The organism is Pseudomonas sp. 3MA1, from assembly GCF_029237275.1.
GTDB lineage: Bacteria > Pseudomonadota > Gammaproteobacteria > Pseudomonadales > Pseudomonadaceae > Aquipseudomonas > Aquipseudomonas fluorescens_AP.
In genome coordinates this window covers 128,608-144,652 of the sequence record NZ_JAACFX010000007.1, presented here as the reverse complement: position 1 = coordinate 144,652, position 16,045 = coordinate 128,608, and the positions used below count along the sequence as shown (strand labels likewise).

Genomic DNA, 16,045 nt, shown 5'->3' with positions numbered 1-16,045 from the left:
AGGGAGGTGCCCACTGCCGAATCTGTTCCACGTCGAGCCTGTCTTCAGGCTCGACGCATGTCTGGCGCCGTTTGCGTCCGGGCATCAGTCGCCGCATAAGGACTTACGTTACTCATGTTGACCATCGCACTGTCCAAGGGCCGTATCCTCGACGACACGCTGCCGCTTCTGGCTGAAGCGGGCATCGTGCCAACCGAGAATCCGGACAAGAGCCGCAAACTGATCATCCCCACGACCCAGGACGATGTTCGCCTGCTGATCGTGCGCGCCACCGATGTGCCGACCTATGTCGAACATGGCGCCGCCGACCTTGGGGTGGCTGGCAAGGACGTCCTCATGGAGTACTCCGGCCAGGGCCTGTACGAACCGCTGGACCTGCAGATTGCCCAGTGCAAGCTGATGACCGCCGGTGCGATTGGCGCCGTCGAACCCAAGGGCCGCCTGCGCGTGGCCACCAAGTTCGTCAACGTCGCCAAGCGTTACTACGCCGAGCAAGGCCGTCAGGTCGACATCATCAAGCTCTACGGCTCGATGGAACTGGCGCCGCTGATCGGCCTGGCGGACAAGATCATCGACGTGGTCGACACTGGCAACACCCTGCGGGCCAACGGTCTGGAGCCCCAGGAACTGATCGCCACCATCAGCTCTCGCCTGGTGGTCAACAAGGCATCGATGAAGATGCAGCACGCCCGTATCCAGGCGTTGATCGACACCCTGCGCAAGGCAGTGGAATCGCGACACCGCGGCTGATTCACATGCGTGGCCTTGAGCCGCGCCCATCTATCCGCGTCATAGCCAGAATGCTCAGGTGCCCACGCGGATGGCTTGGTAGTCTTGCGGCGCCTGAGCTTTGCAAATCCAAGCTTGCCCTTTTGTGCACTCGCCAATCATTGAGGCCTTCGCTATGACCGCTCCGACTGCAATTCGCCGACTCAACGCTGCCGACCCGGATTTCGCCCGTCATCTGGATCATCTGCTGAGCTGGGAAAGTGTCTCTGACGATTCGGTCAATCAGCGGGTGCTGGACATCATCAAGGCCGTGCGCGAGCGCGGTGATGCGGCGCTGGTGGAGTTCACCCAGCGTTTCGACGGCCTGCAAGTGGCCTCCATGGCCGACCTGATCCTGCCGCGCGAGCGCCTGGAACTGGCCCTGACCCGAATCACCGTGGCCCAGCGCGAAGCCCTGGAAAAGGCCGCGGCGCGGGTGCGCAGCTATCACGAGAAACAGAAGCAGGACTCCTGGAGCTACACCGAGGCCGACGGCACGGTGCTGGGCCAGAAGGTCACGCCGCTGGACCGCGCCGGCCTGTATGTTCCGGGGGGCAAGGCGTCTTACCCGTCATCGGTGCTGATGAACGCGATCCCGGCCAAGGTGGCGGGCGTGACCGAGGTGGTGATGGTGGTGCCGACGCCCCGTGGCGAGGTCAATGAGCTGGTCCTGGCCGCCGCCTGCATTGCCGGGGTCGACCGGGTGTTCACCATCGGTGGCGCCCAGGCTGTCGCGGCGCTGGCCTACGGCACCGAAAGCGTGCCCCAGGTGGACAAGGTGGTCGGCCCGGGCAACATCTATGTGGCCACCGCCAAGCGCCATGTGTTTGGCCAGGTCGGGATCGACATGATCGCCGGCCCGTCGGAGATCCTGGTGGTCTGCGACGGCCAGACCGATCCGGACTGGATCGCCATGGACCTGTTCTCCCAGGCCGAGCATGACGAAGACGCCCAGGCGATCCTGGTCAGCCCGGACGCCGAGTTCCTCGACCAGGTGGCGGCGAGCATCGCCAAGCTGCTGCCGACCATGGAGCGCGCGGAAATCATCAACACCTCGATCAATGGCCGTGGCGCGCTGATTCAGGTTCGCGACATGCAGCAAGCCATGGACGTGGCCAACCGCATTGCCCCCGAGCACTTGGAGCTGTCGGTGGCCGACCCGCAAGCCTGGCTGCCGCAGATCCGCCACGCTGGGGCGATCTTCATGGGTCGTCACACCTCCGAGGCCCTGGGCGATTACTGCGCCGGGCCGAACCACGTGCTGCCGACGTCCGGCACCGCGCGTTTCTCTTCGCCGCTGGGGGTGTATGACTTCCAGAAACGCTCGTCGATCATCTTCTGTTCCGAGCAGGGCGCGTCCGAGCTGGGCCGCACCGCCTCGGTGCTGGCCCGTGGCGAGTCGCTGACCGCCCACGCCCGCAGCGCCGAATACCGCATCGTCGACGACCAAGATCAGGGGCAATGAACATGAGCAAATTCTGGAGTCCGTTCGTCAAGAACCTGGTGCCCTACGTGCCGGGCGAACAACCCAAGCTGACCAAGCTGGTCAAGCTCAACACCAATGAAAACCCCTATGGCCCGTCGCCCAAGGCCCTGGCGGCGATGCAGGCCGAACTCAACGACAACCTGCGCCTGTACCCCGACCCCAACAGCGACCTGCTCAAGCAGGCGGTGGCCGGTTACTACGGCGTGCAGGGCAACCAGGTGTTCCTCGGCAACGGTTCCGACGAAGTCCTGGCGCACATTTTCCACGGCCTGTTGCAGCAGGATAAGCCGCTGCTGTTCCCGGACATCAGCTACAGCTTCTACCCGGTGTACTGCGGCCTGTACGGCATCGATTACCAGGCGGTGCCCCTGGACGAGCAGTTCCAGATCCGTGTGGCCGACTACGCCCAACCCAACGGCGGGATCATCTTCCCCAACCCGAACGCGCCCACCGGCTGCCTGCTGGCCCTGGACGCGGTGGAGCAGATCCTCCAGGCCAGCCCGGATTCGGTGGTGGTCGTGGACGAAGCCTATATCGACTTTGGCGGCCAGACCGCCATCAGCCTGGTGGACCGCTACCCCAACCTGCTGGTGACCCAGACCCTGTCCAAGTCGCGCTCCCTGGCCGGCTTGCGGGTGGGCCTGGCGGTGGGCCATCCGGACCTGATCGAGGCCCTGGAGCGGATCAAGAACAGCTTCAACTCCTACCCACTGGATCGCCTGGCGATTGTCGGCGCGGCGGCGGCCTTCGAGGACCGCGAGTACTTCGCCAAGACCTGCCAGTTGGTGATCGACAGTCGCGAGTGGGTGGTGGCGCAGTTGCAGGCCAAGGGTTTCGAAGTGCTGCCGTCGGCGGCCAACTTCATCTTTGCCCGCCACCCGCAGCACGATGCGGCGGGGCTGGCGGCCAAGCTGCGCGAGCAAGGGGTGATCGTGCGTCACTTCAAACAGCAGCGGATCGCCCAGTTCCTGCGCATCAGCATCGGCACCCCGGAGCAGAACCAGGCACTGATCGACGGGTTGGGGCCGCTCTAAGCCGCGAGCGGCAAGCTGCAAGTCAGAAGCCCGGAGCCAATGCTTGGCGCCTCGCGCTTGCAGCTACAAGCTTGCCGCTCGTAGCTGCAGCCCCCGGCTGCCCTCATTCGTGGTGCGGGTTGCCGAGGAAGGTCAGGGAGCTGAACAGGCCGCGTGAAGCCACATCCGGGTCGTTCTTGAGCGGCACTTCAAGCTCTGCGGCAATCACGTTCAAGCCTTCATTTCTCACCAACACTTGCGCGCGTCCCTGGGCATCGGTCTCGGTGCTCAGGGTGCTCGGTGCGTTGCGATAATCGCCGATCAACTTGACCCCAGCCACGGGCTGCCCATCCAGCAGTACCCGCACCGGCAGGCTGTTGCCCTGGCCCACGGTCAGCGGGTCGACTTCCGGCAGGATCAGCAGTTTGAGCTGTTCCAGCTTGGGCAGCTTCGCCCCTGCTTGATAGATCGCCAGGCTGTACTTGAAGGTGTGGGTCGAGGCGATGGCCCCCGGGACTTGGCTGCGCCCCTGGTTGACCCAGCCTTTGTCCGCCGTTTGCGACCACGGGCCGTTGTCCAGCGCCACGGCCAGCACCGCCGGTGGCTTGAGTGGTTGCAGGCGCGCATGGTCAGCCAGGCGTTGCACGGTCACTGGAATCATCCTGGCCGCGGCGTCGTAGGCCCAGGCACCGCTGACCTTCTTGGCTTTGAAGGCATCGTCTTCGGCGCCGTGGCCGTAGATCACTTCGATATTTCCGCGGCGCTGCTCGGTCCATAGACCGTGGGCCGTGGCTTGGGTTGTGCCCAGCGTGATGAGCAGTCCCAGCAGCGTGATTGACTTGAGGTGGTGCATGGCGATTCTCGGCTACAGGTTGAGTGTCAGGCTGACGGTGAAGTTGCGCGGCTCGCCTGGAGTGACCCAGTAGTTGCTGTAGGAGCGCTCGTAGTACTTCTCGTCGAACAGGTTGTTCAGGTTCAGGCCCAGGGTCAGGTTGTCGCTGGCCTTGTAATGGGCCAGCAGATCCAGGGTGCGATAGGCGGGCAACTCGAAACTGCCGCCAGCCTCGCCGGAGCGATCGCCGACATAGGTCAGGGCGGCGCCGATGTCCGAGCCTTTGAGCCGGCCGTCCTGGAACTCATAGACGCCCAGCAGGCTGCCACTGTGCTTGGCCACGCCGAGGATGCGACTGCCGGCGGGGATCGCCCGATCGCCCTTGGTGACCTCGGCATCGATCAGCGCATAGGCACCGATCACCCGCACCGCGTCGGTCAACTGGCCGCTCACTTGCGCATCGAAGCCCTGACTGCGGGCCTTGCCCACGGCGCGGCTGGCGTCGCTGCCGGGGTCCAGGGCCAGGACGTTTTCCTTGTCGATATGGAAGGCGGCCAGGGTCGCGCTCAGGCGTTCGTCGAACAGCTCGCTCTTGATCCCCACTTCATAACCGACCCCTTCCTCGGGCTTGAAGGTCTTGCCGGCCGCATCCAGCCCGTTGTTGGGCTTGAACGAGGTGGAGGCGTTGGCGAACAGGCCCACTTGCGGAGTCAGTTGATACAGCAGGCCGGCGCGCTGGGTCAGGGCGTCGTGAGTCTGGCGGCTGCGCTTGCCGGTGGTGTGGTCGTCGATCTTTTGCTCGAAGTGTTCGAAGCGGGCGCCGAGCATGCCGCGCAGGCGGTCAGTGAAGACGATCTGGTCCTGCAGGTTGAGGGCCCGGCTTTCGACATGCTCGAAAAAGTCCGTGCCGGAACGCTTGCCGCTGGGCTTGGCCTGGCCGTAGATCGGGTCGTAGATATCAATGGCGTAAGGGCCGCCGGCGATGGTGGTGACCCGCTCGTTCTTGCGGTAGTTCTCGTATTCGCTGCCGATCAGCAGCTCGTGCTGCCAACTGCCGATGTCGAACAGGCCGCGCAGTTCCAGCTGGGTGATGCTGTCGTGCCAGTTGTTGTCCCGTTCGCGGTAGCGCCGATTGACCGTGTGCTGGTCGGCATTCAGCGGGCGGGTTTCCGAGGCGAAGCCCCACAACTGGCCTTCCTTGTAGTGGCTGGCCAGGCGCAGCTTCCAGCTGTCGTTGAGGTGATGTTCCAGGGCGGCCTGGAGCATGTTGTTGTGGTTGTCGATGTTGCCGTCGTTGGGTTCGCCGAGAAAGGTCGAGCGCGAGACGCCGCTCCAGCGGTTGTTGGGGGCGACGATGCCGCGGTCGAAGGTCGAGCTGTGGCGCACCAATTCGCCTTCCACCAGCAGGCTGGTGTCCGGGTTCAGTTGCCAGCTGAAGGAGGGGGCGACGAACACCCGGCGGCTGTCGACGTGGTCGCGAAAGCTGTGGTTGTCCTCCACCGCCAGATTGACCCGGGACAGCAGGTCGCCTTGAGCATCCAGCGGGGTGTTGATATCCAGGGCGGTGCGGTAGCGGTCCCAGCTGCCGGCGCTGGTCTGCAGGGTGGTGAAGGCTTCGGGCTGGGGCTTTTTGGTCACGATGTTCACCGTGCCGCCAGGGTCGCCGCGCCCATAGAGGCTGGCGGCCGGGCCCTTGAGCACCTCGATGCGCTCGATATTGGCCGCGTCCGGGGTGCTGGGGTAACCGCGATTGGCGCTGAAGCCGTCCTTGTAGAACTCCGAGGTGGTGAAGCCGCGCACGCTGTATTCATACAGGGTCAGGCCACCGAAGTTGTTCTGCTTGGAGACGCCGCCGGCAAACTCCAGGGCGCGTTCGACATTGCTGCTGCCCAGGTCCTTGAGCACGCTGGCGGGGATCACGCTGATGGATTGCGGGATATCGCGGATCGCCGTGTCAGTCTTGGTGGCGCTGGCCGAGCGCGTGGCCCGGTAGCCTTTGACCGGACCGCTGGCGGACTCGTATTCGCTGGTGATGCGGGTGGCTTCGAGCTCCAGGGGCTGCGGTTCTTCGGCGAGCAGGGGATCGGCCAGCAGGCCCAGGGCCAGGCCGGCCAGGGGGAGGATTTTTCGGGACGTCATGGGGCTGTTCCAATAGCAATATTGAAACAATATAACATGACCGATGAGAATGTATGCTGTTAGCCCGGCATCGCCGGGCGCAGCTTTACTCTTCTTCCTTGACCGGCGCGGGTGGTGGGCGCAGGCCGATTTCCGCCGTCAGCTTGATTTCCTTGCCGTTGCGCATCACCAGGATTGCGACTTTTTCCATCGGCTTGATGCGCGCCACCTGGTTCATCGAGCGGCGGCCGTCGCCGGCAGGTTCGCCGTCGATGCTGAGGATCACGTCACCCAGCTGCATGCCGGCTTTCTGTGCCGGGCCATCGCGGAAGATCCCCGCCACCACGATCCCGGGACGTCCGGCCAGGCCGAAGGACTCCGCCAGTTCCTGGGTCAGCGGTTGCACTTCGATCCCCAGCCAGCCACGGATGACCTGGCCGTGTTCGATGATCGACTTCATCACTTCCATGGCCAGCTTGATCGGAATGGCAAAGCCGATGCCCTGGGAGCCGCCGGACTTGGAGAAGATCGCGGTGTTGATCCCGGTCAGGTTGCCATTGGCGTCCACCAGGGCGCCGCCGGAGTTGCCCGGGTTGATCGCGGCATCGGTCTGGATGAAGTCTTCGTAGTTGTTCAGGCCCAACTGGTTGCGCCCGGTGGCGCTGATGATGCCCATGGTCACGGTCTGGCCGACCCCGAACGGGTTGCCGATGGCCAGGGCGACGTCGCCGACGCGGACGTTTTCCGAGCGGCCGACAGTGATCGAAGGCAGGTTCTTCAGGTCGATCTTGAGCACCGCCAGATCGGTTTCCGGATCGCTGCCGATGACCCGGGCCAGGGTTTCCCGCCCATCCTTGAGCGCCACCACGATCTGTTCGGCGCCGGAGGTCACGTGGTTGTTGGTCAGCAGGTAGCCTTCGGGGCTCATGATCACCCCGGAACCCAGGCTCGACTCCATGCGCTGCTGCTTGGGCAGGTTGTCGCCGAAGAAGCGGCGGAACTGCGGGTCTTCAAACAGTGGGTGGGCCGGCTTGTTGATCACTTTGGTGGTGTACAGGTTGACCACCGCCGGCGCGGCAATCAGCACCGCATCGGCATAGGACACCGGTCCCTGCCGGGTGCTGGTGGTTTGTGGCGCTTGCTGCAGGTTGACGTCCAGGCTGGGCAGGCCGACCCACTGGGGGTAGCGCTGAATAATCAGCAACGCGATGAGCACGCCGGCCAGAAGCGGCCAGCCAAAAAAACGCAGAGCCTTGAGCATTGAGCAAGTCCTGGGTGGTTACGAAGGGCTGCGCACGGCCCATAATGTCGCGCATTATACGAGGCCGCGCGCGCCTCTGAACGGGATATTTAGGAGTCTTTTATGGCCGTTGCTCTGAGCACATTGGTGGAAGAAGCGGACCGCTATCTGGGCAGTTCCCGCATCGCCGACTACTGCCCCAATGGCCTGCAGGTCGAAGGGCGCCCGCAGGTGATGCGTATCGTCAGTGGCGTGACCGCCAGCCAGGCTTTGCTGGACGCTGCGGTGGAGGCCAAGGCCGATCTGGTGCTGGTGCATCACGGCTATTTCTGGAAAGGCGAGAACCCCTGCATCACCGGCATGAAGCAGCGTAGGTTGAAAACCCTGCTCAAGCACGACATCAGCCTCTTGGCCTATCACCTGCCCCTGGACCTGCATCCTGAGGTGGGCAACAACGTGCAGTTGGCCCGGCAGTTGGATATCACCGTGGAAGGCCCATTGGACCCGGAGAACCCCAAGGTTGTCGGTCTGGTCGGTTCCCTCGGCGAACCCATGACGGCGCGGGACTTTGCCCGGCGGGTGCAGGAAGTGATGGGCCGTGAACCGCTGCTGATCGAAGGCAGCGAGATGATCCGCCGGGTCGGCTGGTGCACCGGCGGCGGCCAGGGCTATATCGACCAGGCGGTGCAGGCCGGCGTCGACCTGTACCTGAGCGGCGAGGCCTCGGAGCAGACCTTCCACAGTGCCCGGGAAAACGACATCAGCTTCATCGCCGCCGGCCACCACGCCACCGAGCGTTACGGCGTCCAGGCCCTGGGCGACTACCTGGCCCGGCGCTTTGCCCTGGAACACCTGTTCATCGACTGCCCCAACCCGATCTGATCCCGTGCAGGAGCCGGCTTGTCGGCAAAAAGATCTTCAGTCCGAAGGTGCGCCTGAAAGCGCCTTCGCTGGCAAGCCAGCTCCTGCACAGGGGCGTTTGCGGGCTAACGGAGCGGTATATTCATATACCGTTTCGTTCTAGTTGGCTCCCTGATTAGAAGCAGGTCGCTGTGCTAGCATGCCCCGCTCGAACACGGCCCGATGGCCGTCCATAAGAAAGCTTTCGTGAGTAGCCATGGTCGACAAACTGACGCATCTGAAACAGCTGGAGGCGGAAAGCATCCACATCATCCGCGAGGTGGCCGCCGAGTTCGACAACCCGGTGATGCTGTACTCCATCGGTAAAGACTCCGCCGTGATGTTGCATCTGGCCCGCAAGGCGTTCTTCCCCGGCAAGTTGCCGTTCCCGGTGATGCACGTCGATACCCAGTGGAAATTCCAGGAAATGTACAAGTTCCGCGACCGCATGGTCGAAGAACTGGGCCTGGACCTGATCACCCACGTCAACCCGGATGGCGTGGCCCAGGGCATCAACCCGTTCACCCACGGCAGTGCCAAGCACACCGACATCATGAAGACCGAGGGCCTCAAGCAGGCCCTGGACAAGCACGGTTTCGACGCCGCTTTCGGCGGTGCCCGTCGCGATGAAGAGAAGTCCCGCGCCAAGGAGCGCGTCTACTCGTTCCGTGACAGCAAGCACCGCTGGGACCCGAAGAACCAGCGCCCCGAGCTGTGGAACGTCTACAACGGCAAGGTCAACAAGGGCGAGTCGATCCGCGTGTTCCCGCTGTCCAACTGGACCGAGCTGGACATCTGGCAATACATCTACCTGGAAGGCATCCCGATCGTGCCGCTGTACTTCGCCGCCGAGCGTGAAGTGATCGAGAAGAACGGCACCCTGATCATGATCGATGACGAGCGCATCCTCGAGCATCTGTCCGATGAAGAGAAAGCCCGCATCGTCAAGAAGAAAGTGCGTTTCCGTACCCTTGGCTGCTACCCGTTGACGGGCGCGGTGGAGTCCGAGGCCGAGAGCCTGACGGACATCATCCAGGAAATGCTCCTGACGCGAACTTCCGAGCGCCAGGGCCGGGTCATCGACCACGATGGCGCCGGCTCGATGGAAGACAAGAAACGTCAAGGTTATTTCTAAGGGGCTGTCATGTCGCATCAATCTGATTTGATCAGCGAGGACATCCTCGCGTACCTGGGCCAGCACGAACGCAAAGAGCTGCTGCGCTTTCTCACCTGCGGCAACGTCGATGACGGCAAGAGCACCCTGATCGGGCGTCTGCTGCACGACTCGAAGATGATCTATGAAGACCATCTGGAAGCCATCACCCGGGATTCGAAGAAGGTCGGCACCACCGGTGACGATATCGACCTGGCGTTGCTGGTGGACGGTCTGCAGGCCGAGCGCGAGCAGGGCATCACCATCGATGTTGCCTATCGCTATTTCTCCACCGCCAAGCGCAAGTTCATCATCGCCGACACCCCCGGCCATGAGCAGTACACCCGCAACATGGCCACCGGTGCGTCCACCTGTGACCTGGCGATCATCCTGGTGGACGCCCGCTACGGCGTGCAGACCCAGACCCGTCGCCACAGCTTCATCGCCTCGCTGCTGGGCATCAAGCACATCGTCGTGGCCATCAACAAGATGGACCTCAAGGGCTTCGATGAAGGCGTGTTCGAGTCGATCAAGGCCGACTACCTGAAGTTCGCCCAGGGCCTGAAGCTGCAGCCCACCAGCCTGCACTTCGTGCCGATGTCGGCACTCAAGGGCGACAACGTGGTGAACAAGAGCGAGCGTTCGCCCTGGTACACCGGGCAGTCGCTGATGGAGATCCTCGAAACCGTGGAAGTGGCCGGTGACCGCAACTTCACCGATCTGCGTTTCCCGGTGCAGTACGTCAACCGTCCGAACCTGAACTTCCGTGGTTTTGCCGGCACCCTGGCCAGCGGCATCGTGCACAAGGGTGACGAAGTCGTGGTGCTGCCGTCGGGCAAGAGCAGCCGGGTCAAGTCCATCGTCACCTTCGAGGGCGAGCTGGAGCAGGCCGGTCCAGGCCAGGCCGTGACCCTGACCATGGAAGACGAGATCGACATCTCCCGCGGCGACCTGCTGGTGCATGCCGACAACGTGCCGCCGGTCACCGACAGCTTCGAAGCCATGCTGGTGTGGATGGCCGAAGAGCCGATGCTGCCGGGCAAGAAATACGACATCAAGCGGGCTACCAGCTACGTGCCGGGCTCGATTGCCAGCATCATCCACAAGGTCGATGTGAACACCCTGGAAGAGGGCGCGGCCAGCGCGCTGCAACTGAACGAGATCGGCAAGGTCAAGATCAGCCTCGACGCGCCGATTGCCCTGGATGGCTACGAAAGCAACCGCACCACCGGGGCTTTCATCGTCATCGACCGCTTGACCAACGGCACCGTCGGCGCCGGCATGATCATCGCCCAGCCGGTGGCCCATGGCAGCGCCACCCACCATGGCAAGCTGGCCCATGTGGCCACTGAAGAGCGTGCCCAGCGCTTCGGCCAGCAACCGGCCACCGTGCTGTTCAGCGGCCTGTCGGGCGCGGGCAAGAGCACCCTGGCCTACGCCGTGGAGCGCAAGCTGTTCGACATGGGCCGTGCGGTGTATGTGCTCGATGGCCAGAACCTGCGTCATGACCTGAACAAGGGCCTGCCACAGGATCGTGCCGGACGTACCGAGAACTGGCGTCGTGCGGCTCACGTGGCCCGTCAGTTCAACGAAGCCGGCCTGCTGACCCTGGCCGCGTTCGTGGCGCCGAGTGCCGAAGGGCGCGAGCAGGCCAAGGACCTGATCGGCAGGGATCGTCTGCTGACGGTCTACGTCCAGGCATCGCCTGCGGTGTGCGCCGAGCGCGATCCGCAAGGCCTGTACGCGGCTGGCGGGGACAACATCCCGGGCGAATCCTTCCCCTATGACGTACCGCTGAATGCCGATCTGGTGATCGACACCCAGGCGCTGTCGTTGGAAGAAAGCGTCAAGCTGGTGCTGGACCTGTTGCGTAGCCGCGGCGCGATCTAAGCCGTAAGAAAAAGCCCGCAGTCGAGTGATCGGCTGCGGGCTTTTTTGTGCGCTTGAATTAGCCTTCCCCGGCCAGGACGGTACAGCTCCGTAGGCGCTGGCTTGCCAGCGAAGAGGCCCTCAGGGGTTTGCCGGATACTCTCGATGCAGCACTTCCAGCAGCGCATCCTTGGCCAGCCACTGCTGGTTGATCCAGCCCTGGAATTCCTGGCGATAGGCCGTGTCCTGTTCATAGTTCTTGCCAATGAACTGCGGCGGAATCCGTACCTCTTCAAAGCGCACCACCACATCCTTGACCCTGCCGCACAACAGGTCCCAGAAACCGGGCCGGCCAGCGGGGTAGTGCAGGGTCACATCGATGATCGATTGCAGTTGCTCGCCCATGGCGTCCAACACAAAGGCGATACCACCGGCCTTGGGCTTGAGCAGGTAGCGGAACGGCGATTGCTGCTGGGTGTGTTTGGCTTCGGTAAAGCGCGTGCCTTCGACGAAGTTGAAGATGCCCACCGGGTTGTTGCGAAACTTCGCACAGGTCTTGCGCGTGGTTTCCAGGTCCTTGCCTTTCTTCTCCGGGTGCTTCTCCAGGTAAGCCTTGGAGTAGCGCTTCATGAACGGAAAGCCCAGTGCCCACCAGGCCAGGCCAATCACCGGTACCCAGATCAGTTCCTGCTTGAGGAAGAACTTCAGCGGGCGGATGCGCCGGTTGAACACGTACTGTAGGACCATGATGTCGACCCAGCTCTGGTGGTTGCTGGTGACCAGATAGGAATGCTGGTAATCCAGGCCTTCAAGGTCCTGCACGTGCCAGCGGGTGCGGCACACCAGCTGCATCCAGGCCTTGTTGTTGCTGATCCAGGCTTCGTGGGTGTGGTTCATCAGCCAGTGAGTCAAGCGCTGGGTGAGGGCGAAGGGCAGGGCCTTGCAGATCGCCACGCAGAACAGGAACGAGCACAGCAAGATAGTGTTCAGCGCCAGCAGGATCGAGGCGATGATCCCGCGCACGGTGGCAGGTAGAAATTCCAGCATTTAGACATCCATGGGTCGGTTGGCGGCTTGAATCGCGGTCAGGGCGATGGTGTAGACGATGTCGTCCACCTGGGCGCCCCGAGGCAGGTCGTTCACGGGTTTGCGCAGGCCTTGCAGCATCGGGCCCAGGCTCACGCAATCGGCGCTGCGCTGCACGGCCTTGTGGGTGGTGTTGCCGGTGTTCAGGTCGGGGAACACGAACACCGTGGCCTTGCCCGCCACCTGGCTGTTGGGGGCTAACTGCCGGGCGACGTTTTCGTTGGCGGCGGCGTCGTATTGCAGCGGGCCGTCGATCAGCAGCGAACGCTGGGCTTCGTGGGCCAGCAGGGTCGCCTCGCGGACTTTCTCCACTTCTTCGCCACTGGCCGAATCGCCGCTGGAGTAGCTGATCATGGCCACCCGCGGGGTGATGCCGAAGGCCGCCGCCGAGTCAGCGCTCTGCAAGGCGATTTCCGCCAGCTCGCTGGCGCTGGGGTGCGGGTTCATCACGCAGTCGCCGTAGACCAGCACCTGCTCGGGGAACAGCATGAAGAACACCGAAGACACCAGGGTGCAGCCCGGGGCGGTCTTGATCAGTTGCAGGGCCGGACGGATGGTGTTGGCGGTGGAGTGGATGACTCCGGATACCAGGCCATCGACTTCATCCAGGGCCAGCATCACGGTGCCGATCACCACCGGGTCTTCCAGTTGCTGCTCGGCCATGGGCGCATTCAGGCTCTTGCTCTTGCGCAGGGCCACCATGGGCTCCACGTAGCGCTGGCGAATCAGGTCCGGATCGAGAATCTCCAGGCCTTCGGGCAGCTCGATGCCCTGGGCCCGGGCCACCGCATGCACTTCCTCCGGCTTGGCCAGCAGCACGCAGCGGGCAATGCCGCGAGCCTGACAGATGGCGGCAGCCTGTACGGTCAGCGGCTCGCTGCCTTCGGGCAGGACGATGCGCTTGTTGGCCTGCTGCGCGCGCTGGATCAACTGGTAGCGGAATACCGCCGGCGACAGGCGCATTTCCCGCGGGGTGCCGCAGCGCTGGTGCAGCCAGTTGGCGTCCAGGTGGCTGGCGACGAAATCGGTGATGATCTCCGCGCGCTCGCGGTCATCGATGGGGATTTCCTTGTTCAGGCCATTGAGCTGGTTGGCGGTGTCGTAGGACCCGGTGCTGACCGACAGCACTGGCAGGCCGGCGTTCAGGGCGCCACGGCACAGCTCCATGATCCGCGGGTCGGGCAAGGTGTCGCTGGTCAGCAGCAGGCCGGCCAGGGGCACGCCGTTGATCGCCGCCAGGCTCACGGCGAGGATGATGTCGTCGCGGTCCCCTGGCGTCACCACCAGCACGCCGGGCTTGAGCAGCTCCACGGTGTTGCGCATGGTGCGGGCGCAAATGATGATCTTGGTCATGCGCCGGCTTTCGTAGTCGCCGGCATTGAGCACCTGGGCGCCCATCAGCTCCGCCACGTCGCGGGTGCGTGGGGCGTTGAGTTCCGGCTGGAAGGGAATGCAGCCCAGCAGACGGAAGTCGCCGCTGCGCAGCAACGGCGAATGCTCCTTCAAGCGCGCGGAGAAGGCCTCCATGCTTTCATCGGTGCGCACCTTGTTGAGGATCACCCCCAGCACTTTCGGGTCCCGTGGGCCGCCGAACAACTGGGCCTGCAGTTCGACCCGGCCGGACAGCTCGGTGAGCACTTCGTTTTCCGGGGCGGACACCAGGATCACCTCGGCATCCAGGCTTTTCGCCAGGTGCAGGTTGACCCGGGCGGCGTAGCTGGCGCTGCGGGTCGGCACCATGCCTTCGACGATCAGCACGTCCTTGCCGATGGCGGCCTGCTGGTAGAGGGTGATGATTTCTTCCAGCAGTTCATCGAGCTGGCCGTCGCCGAGCATCCGCTCGACATGGGCCAGGCCCAGGGGTTGCGGCGGTTTCAGGCCGTGGGTGCGGGCCACCAGCTCGGTGGAACGCTCGGGCCCGGTATCACCGGGGTGCGGCTGGGCAATGGGCTTGAAAAAGCCGACCTTGAGGCCGGCCCGTTCCAGGGTACGCACCAGCCCGAGGCTGATGGAGGTCAGACCCACACCAAAATCGGTGGGCGCGATAAAAAAAGTTTGCATGCGAATTCTCGGAAGGTGCATGGCAAGGGCGACGGTCTAAGGCCGTCTGCCGAATCGTCAGGCGCTAAGGTTATCGCTTCCCGGGGCTTGAGCACACCAGCCGCAGGCAAAGGGCTGGCCTATTTTTTCTGCCCGCTGCTGTGGGTCGAGGACCCAGGCCCGGGATTGCCAGGGCGGCTGGTGGCGCAGGTGCTGGGTATGGCCGCAGGACAGCTGCGCCACCCAATGGCCGTCTTCATCCTGATGAAATCCACGAATTGTCGAGGGGCTTTTCCCGTTCCGTTGGTCCGGGTTCCGTTCGCTTTCGAGCGATTGCTTCGCTAAACTTCGACCCTCTTCATTCTTATGCAAAAGGTCCCACCCCATGCTGATCGCCGCCAATAAGGCTGTCTCCATCGACTATACCCTCACCAATGACGCTGGTGAGGTCATCGACAGCTCTGCCGGCGGCGCCCCGCTGGTTTACCTGCAAGGCGCAGGTAACATCATTCCTGGTCTGGAAAAGGCTCTGGAAGGCAAGCAAGTCGGTGACGAGCTGAACGTGTCCGTAGAACCTGAAGATGCCTACGGCGAATACGCTGCCGAACTGGTCAGCACCCTGAGCCGCAGCATGTTCGAAGGCGTCGACGAACTGGAAGTGGGCATGCAGTTCCACGCTTCCGCTCCGGACGGCCAGATGCAGATCGTGACCATCCGTGACCTGGACGGCGACGACGTCACCGTCGACGGCAACCACCCGCTGGCCGGCCAGCGCCTGAACTTCCAGGTCAAGATCGTTGCCATCCGTGACGCCAGCCAGGAAGAAATCGCCCATGGCCACGTCCATGGCGAAGGTGGCCATCACCACTGATTTTCTGCGCTAAGCTCAAGTTTGCTGGAGAGGCGCCCGAGGGCGCCTTTTTAGTCCGCGGCTTTTGGCTGTACTGTCGAGAGGCTGTTTTCTGTAAGAACACAGGAATTTGGAGTTCGTCATGAGTGCTTTTCACGACCTTAAATTGAAAGCCCTGGATGGTCAGGAGCTACCGCTCGCGCCCTTCAAGGGGCAAGTCGTGCTGGTGGTCAACGTCGCCTCCAAATGTGGTCTGACACCACAATATGCGGCGTTGGAAAATCTCTACCAGCAATACAAGGGCCAAGGGTTCAGCGTACTGGGCCTGCCCTGCAATCAGTTCGCCGGGCAGGAGCCGGGCACCGAGCAGCAGATCCAGGAGTTTTGCAGCCTCAACTACGGGGTGACCTTTCCCCTGAGCAGCAAGCTCGAGGTCAACGGTCCCGAGCGTCATCAGCTGTACCGCCTGCTGGCGGGCGAGGGCGCCGAGTTTCCTGGGGATATCACCTGGAATTTCGAGAAATTCCTGCTGGGCAAGGACGGTCGGGTGCTGGCGCGTTTTTCGCCGCGCACCGCGCCGGATGATCCCACCGTGGTCCAGGCTATCGAGAAGGCCTTGAGCTGACGCGGCCAGCCGGGTCCATCCGCCCGGCCCATTGTTCCTGCCTGCCCCGCGCCGCTCTCATGCGG

The 16,045-nt window shown here is 63.3% G+C and carries 14 protein-coding genes; 8 read left to right on the top strand and 6 right to left on the bottom strand.

Annotated features, from left to right (window positions below):
* Nucleotides 1-114: 114 nt before the first annotated feature.
* The 3 genes from hisG to hisC all read left to right on the top strand — a co-directional run bounded on the left by hisG (nt 115) and on the right by hisC (nt 3,288).
* Nucleotides 115-750 carry an ATP phosphoribosyltransferase gene (gene hisG / locus GWQ44_RS19590; RefSeq protein ID WP_016968619.1) on the top strand — a complete coding sequence of 212 codons (636 nt, stop codon included), beginning with the start codon at nt 115-117 and terminating at the stop codon, nt 748-750.
* Nucleotides 751-904: 154 nt separating this feature from the next.
* Nucleotides 905-2,233 (top strand): histidinol dehydrogenase, encoded by a 1,329-nt coding sequence (gene hisD, locus GWQ44_RS19585; protein WP_179598127.1) that lies wholly within the window; start codon nt 905-907, stop codon nt 2,231-2,233.
* 2 nt (nt 2,234-2,235) lie between these two features.
* The gene (hisC, locus tag GWQ44_RS19580; protein WP_179598125.1) at nt 2,236-3,288 is read left to right on the top strand and encodes a histidinol-phosphate transaminase; all 1,053 of its coding nucleotides are present in this window, start codon (nt 2,236-2,238) and stop codon (nt 3,286-3,288) included.
* Nucleotides 3,289-3,391: 103 nt separating this feature from the next.
* Here hisC and GWQ44_RS19575 read toward each other — a convergent pair whose 3' ends face one another.
* The 3 genes from GWQ44_RS19575 to algW all read right to left on the bottom strand — a co-directional run bounded on the left by GWQ44_RS19575 (nt 3,392) and on the right by algW (nt 7,478).
* The gene (locus tag GWQ44_RS19575) at nt 3,392-4,120 is read right to left on the bottom strand and encodes a DUF4198 domain-containing protein (protein WP_275928092.1); all 729 of its coding nucleotides are present in this window, start codon (nt 4,118-4,120) and stop codon (nt 3,392-3,394) included.
* A gap of 12 nt (nt 4,121-4,132) precedes the next feature.
* Complete coding sequence (locus GWQ44_RS19570) at nt 4,133-6,238, bottom strand: TonB-dependent siderophore receptor (protein WP_275928091.1); 2,106 nt, start codon at nt 6,236-6,238, stop codon at nt 4,133-4,135.
* 85 nt (nt 6,239-6,323) lie between these two features.
* Nucleotides 6,324-7,478 (bottom strand): Do family serine endopeptidase AlgW, encoded by a 1,155-nt coding sequence (algW, locus tag GWQ44_RS19565; RefSeq protein WP_047301789.1) that lies wholly within the window; start codon nt 7,476-7,478, stop codon nt 6,324-6,326.
* Nucleotides 7,479-7,580: 102 nt separating this feature from the next.
* Here algW and GWQ44_RS19560 point away from each other — a divergent pair, with 102 nt between their 5' ends.
* The 3 genes from GWQ44_RS19560 (at nt 7,581) to cysN (ending at nt 11,400) form a co-directional block, all read left to right on the top strand.
* Nucleotides 7,581-8,339: a Nif3-like dinuclear metal center hexameric protein gene (locus GWQ44_RS19560; RefSeq protein WP_179598119.1), complete on the top strand. Its 759-nt coding sequence runs from the start codon at nt 7,581-7,583 to the stop codon at nt 8,337-8,339.
* Between the two features lie 235 nt (nt 8,340-8,574).
* The gene (gene cysD, locus GWQ44_RS19555) at nt 8,575-9,492 is read left to right on the top strand and encodes a sulfate adenylyltransferase subunit CysD (protein WP_011059289.1); all 918 of its coding nucleotides are present in this window, start codon (nt 8,575-8,577) and stop codon (nt 9,490-9,492) included.
* A gap of 9 nt (nt 9,493-9,501) precedes the next feature.
* A complete protein-coding gene (gene cysN / locus GWQ44_RS19550; RefSeq protein ID WP_275928090.1) occupies nt 9,502-11,400 on the top strand; it encodes a sulfate adenylyltransferase subunit CysN in 1,899 nt (632 codons plus the stop codon).
* Between the two features lie 120 nt (nt 11,401-11,520).
* On the opposite strand, the gene GWQ44_RS19545 is transcribed toward cysN, so the two are convergent.
* Genes GWQ44_RS19545 through GWQ44_RS19535 form a run of 3 tightly spaced genes read right to left on the bottom strand, consistent with a single transcriptional unit; the run spans nt 11,521 to nt 14,922 of the window.
* Nucleotides 11,521-12,426: an acyltransferase gene (locus tag GWQ44_RS19545; RefSeq protein ID WP_275928089.1), complete on the bottom strand. Its 906-nt coding sequence runs from the start codon at nt 12,424-12,426 to the stop codon at nt 11,521-11,523.
* Nucleotides 12,427-14,526 (bottom strand): phosphate acetyltransferase, encoded by a 2,100-nt coding sequence (gene pta / locus GWQ44_RS19540; RefSeq protein WP_016964801.1) that lies wholly within the window; start codon nt 14,524-14,526, stop codon nt 12,427-12,429.
* Between the two features lie 57 nt (nt 14,527-14,583).
* The gene (locus tag GWQ44_RS19535) at nt 14,584-14,922 is read right to left on the bottom strand and encodes a DUF3565 domain-containing protein (RefSeq protein ID WP_103740966.1); all 339 of its coding nucleotides are present in this window, start codon (nt 14,920-14,922) and stop codon (nt 14,584-14,586) included.
* On the opposite strand from GWQ44_RS19535, the gene GWQ44_RS19530 reads away from it, so the two are divergent.
* The gene (locus tag GWQ44_RS19530) at nt 14,891-15,376 is read left to right on the top strand and encodes a peptidylprolyl isomerase (RefSeq protein ID WP_016964800.1); all 486 of its coding nucleotides are present in this window, start codon (nt 14,891-14,893) and stop codon (nt 15,374-15,376) included. The two genes, GWQ44_RS19535 and GWQ44_RS19530, sit on opposite strands and share 32 nt — an antisense overlap.
* Nucleotides 15,377-15,497: 121 nt before the next feature.
* Nucleotides 15,498-15,980 carry a glutathione peroxidase gene (locus GWQ44_RS19525; RefSeq protein ID WP_016964799.1) on the top strand — a complete coding sequence of 161 codons (483 nt, stop codon included), beginning with the start codon at nt 15,498-15,500 and terminating at the stop codon, nt 15,978-15,980.
* Nucleotides 15,981-16,045: the final 65 nt, after the last annotated feature.